General features: G+C 42.6%; 4 protein-coding genes. All 4 read left to right on the top strand.

Annotation, left to right across the window (positions count from 1 at the left end; translation table 11 throughout):
• The first annotated feature begins 690 nt into the window (after nt 1–690).
• Nucleotides 691–1,233, top strand: a complete 543-nt coding sequence (locus tag RDY34_RS10470) for a hypothetical protein (RefSeq protein ID WP_308074886.1) — start codon at nt 691–693, stop codon at nt 1,231–1,233.
• 776 nt (nt 1,234–2,009) lie between these two features.
• Nucleotides 2,010–2,741, top strand: coding sequence for a replication initiation protein (locus RDY34_RS10465; protein WP_308074888.1), 732 nt, complete (start codon nt 2,010–2,012; stop codon nt 2,739–2,741).
• Between the two features lie 27 nt (nt 2,742–2,768).
• On the top strand, nt 2,769–2,993 hold the full coding sequence (locus RDY34_RS10460) for a hypothetical protein (protein WP_304671109.1): 225 nt from the start codon (nt 2,769–2,771) through the stop codon (nt 2,991–2,993).
• Between the two features lie 3 nt (nt 2,994–2,996).
• A partial coding sequence (locus tag RDY34_RS10455; protein WP_308184581.1) for a hypothetical protein occupies nt 2,997–3,218 on the top strand: 222 nt, incomplete at its 3' end.

Here is a 3,218-nt window from a genome sequence, read left to right as displayed (position 1 = left end):
ATTCATTCCCGACTTTTGGGCAAACATAGGCACAACAGGAAATAAAGGCGGCTTTGATTGGGGCGAAAAAACCGAAGCGGATAAGCACCGCGAGCTAGTGGAGCATATCCGCATTCAGAACATGAACGAAGAACGTAACAGAAGATAGCCAATGCTATAATGAAAAATTACCGCTTTCGGGCGGTAATTCGGTGGGCGGGGACAGCAAAAATCCCCGCTGCAACGGGGATTTTTGCGAAGCTCTCGCCTGTGTGATTAACCTCACATTTGGAGTGAAGCATGAAGCTCAAAATCCTTGTACAGGGGAACAAGCTGCTGCTGACACTGGAAGTAAACCACGGTTTTATTTTAGCCGTGGTTTGGCTGTTCAGTCAATTTGCAAGCTAACCTGACCACAAACAAAAAACGAAAGTTTCCGCCTGCCAGCAATGGGGGGCGGTTTTTTCTTTTTCTGTTGTCCATAATTCAAAAAATTGCACCGTTAAAAAACTTCCTTTGCTGCTGAAGGCAGCAATCATAACGCGCTGGGCGCGTTAAAAAAGGTTTACCTTTTTCGCCTTTAGGCTATCCTGCCATAGCTAGATATTTCTTATATTTTTCATATATTTGTCTAGATGTCCCTAGTTCGTTATAGTAAGGTTTACATCGGGCTATATCAGCCTAGGAAACCCTATATGACAAGGAAAAACAATGCAAAATCTACCGCCGCCGTATCCGAAGCGCAATTCTGGCTGGCTTCTGCCCTTCAAAACCCAAATTCTGATGCTCCGAAGTAAGGGTTATCCCTTTTACCAAATCGCCGAAATACTCCAACCCGAAGCCCAAAAGCAGGGACGCAAAGTTTCCGCTTCTATCATCAGCTACTGGGTTTCTACTTGGCGACAACAGGAAAAAAAATCGGACTTCCCAAAATCTGTGGCGGTTCAGCCAAAACCGCAAACCGTTACCGCTCCGCTGGGGCAGTATGGCTATAACCCCCTTTTTGCCGATTGGCTGGTAGCCGAATGCCAAAACCTGAACGGTTATGGCGATTTTGACGATGACGGGGCTTACTTCATCAGGATTGATGACGTGATGAACGCTTACCGTAAGCACCCCGAAATCGTTAAAAACGGTTGGGACTGCCGCGAAATTCCTGCCATCTTGGAACGCTGGATGGCAAACCGTATGGCTTGGGATATGGTTTTTCTGCAATACAGTGATGATTCTCCGCAACCGCCGGAAAACAGTTAAACCGCCGCCGCGCCCGCCGCTATCAAAACCGTTGATTTTAGGAAATCTCTTTTTTTGGGCTTATTTTCGCGTTATAGCGCGTTTTGGCTTCGTGGATACTCTGGCATAGGACGAGCATTAAAAATCAATCTGCGTGCATTCTAGGGGGGCTAGCGCACGTTTGTTTAATGAAGCCATCTCCGCACTTCATCATTGAAGACCAAAAACAGTCAAATTCCGGGTAACCTGTGGGGCAGCCTGAAACCTGTTTTTCTTTCCTGTTGAACAAAAACCTTTGCCGTTCGGTTGTTGTGATTTGGTGCGCGAATGGTTGGGCTGCATGAGCTGCGTCAAGCAGCTCCCAAAAAATGCCGTAGGCTCATTATTGGGTTTTAGCCGTAGGCGAAATTTTGAAGCTGCGTAAGCGCGAAAAATTTCAAACGTGTGCGGTGTAAAAAATGGCGATTTATCAACAAAAAATCAGGGGCGGGCGGTTTTTCATCATTTTTAATATTTTTAAAAACCTTTTTATAGAGCCTGTGGAAAACGCTGTAAGCCTTTTGTATCAAGGCTTACAGCGATTTTTTTTGCGTTTTTCGTGCGAGAAATTTGCTACAAGTGCGAGAAATTTGTTACTGACTGCGAGAAATTTGCTACTGACTGCGAGAAATTTGCTACACAATCCACAGGCGGAAATGAGGGAAGTTTGCTACAAGTACGAGAAAAAAAATTTACTCTCTTTATCTGTTGTGCGATAATAATTTTTTTCTCTTATTTGTAGTAAGGTTCTCTCAGTTATGGCTAATATTGTCAAAAAATCAGAAACTTTGGCTAATCGCAATGTTGTTATTTCAAACTACATTACACGTTCCGCACAAACGCTGAACTTGGTAGAAAAGCGGATTTTAATGGCAGGTATTGCCAAGCTCGGGGGCGTAAATGGGGAGATAAAATTAACGGCGCAAGAGTATGCCGACACTTATGAGGTGGATATTCGAACCGCCTATAATGAGCTAAAAGGGGCTGTTCATACCTTGATGAAACGCACCCTGTCTTGGCAAATTACAGACGGCAAAAAAATCGGTACGCGCACCACAATTTGGGTTCAGGGATATGATTACTTCAAAGACGAGGGTTTAGTTAAGTTCAGGTTTTCTGAATACGTTTTCCCTTTTCTTTTTGAGTTGCAAAAAGAGTTCACTAAATACCAACTTCAACAAGCTGCTGCGCTCCGCTCTATTCACTCATGGCGGCTGCTTGAATTGTTTGAGCAGATGAAAGATAAAAAAGACGGCTCTGGCTGGCTTTCTATGCCTATTGAAGAGTTTTGGCACGCTATGGAAGCAAAAGAAAGCCATAAAAAAAATTTTAGCGATTTGAGAAGATGGGTTATTGAGCCAGCAATTAAAGAACTCACAGAAAAAGATAATTGGCTGATTGAATGGGAAGCCCGAAAGCGTGGGCGTAAAGTGGCTACGCTGCTTTTCAAATTCCAGCGCAACCCACAAGGTAGTTTATTCAATGAATGAAATCATACGGAAAAAAGGAGGGTGATTATGGCAACAATAATGGAAAAAGAAGTGTTGATTGAAGTTGTAGCTTCAAGTTTGGCTTTAATCAGCCGTAAATTAAACTATCAAGAGTATTTGTTGAATAATAATGAAGGTCGTAATAGGTTGATTGAAATAAGAAATTACCTATATTCAACATGGCCGCATGAGATTGATTATGAAAAAATCTTAAGTGAATGCAAGGCTATCAAACAAGAATATCAAAGATAAATTATGGACTGGTTACATACTATTTTCATTTGCTTTGCTTGGATTGTGGCCGTTGTCATTGCAGGCATTAGTGTATATGTTTTTATTGGTTTGCCCATTTTGTTCATAACCTACGTTGTTGGCTTTGTTTACAGTTTTTTCAGGCTGTTTTTACCATTCATTCCCGACTTTTGGGCAAACATAGGCACAACAGGAAATAAAGGCGGCTTTGATTGGGGCGAAAAA

This window comes from Neisseria polysaccharea, from assembly GCF_963392925.1.
In the GTDB taxonomy this organism is placed as follows: Bacteria; Pseudomonadota; Gammaproteobacteria; order Burkholderiales; family Neisseriaceae; genus Neisseria; species Neisseria polysaccharea.
This window is presented reverse-complemented; position numbering and strand designations above follow the sequence as displayed.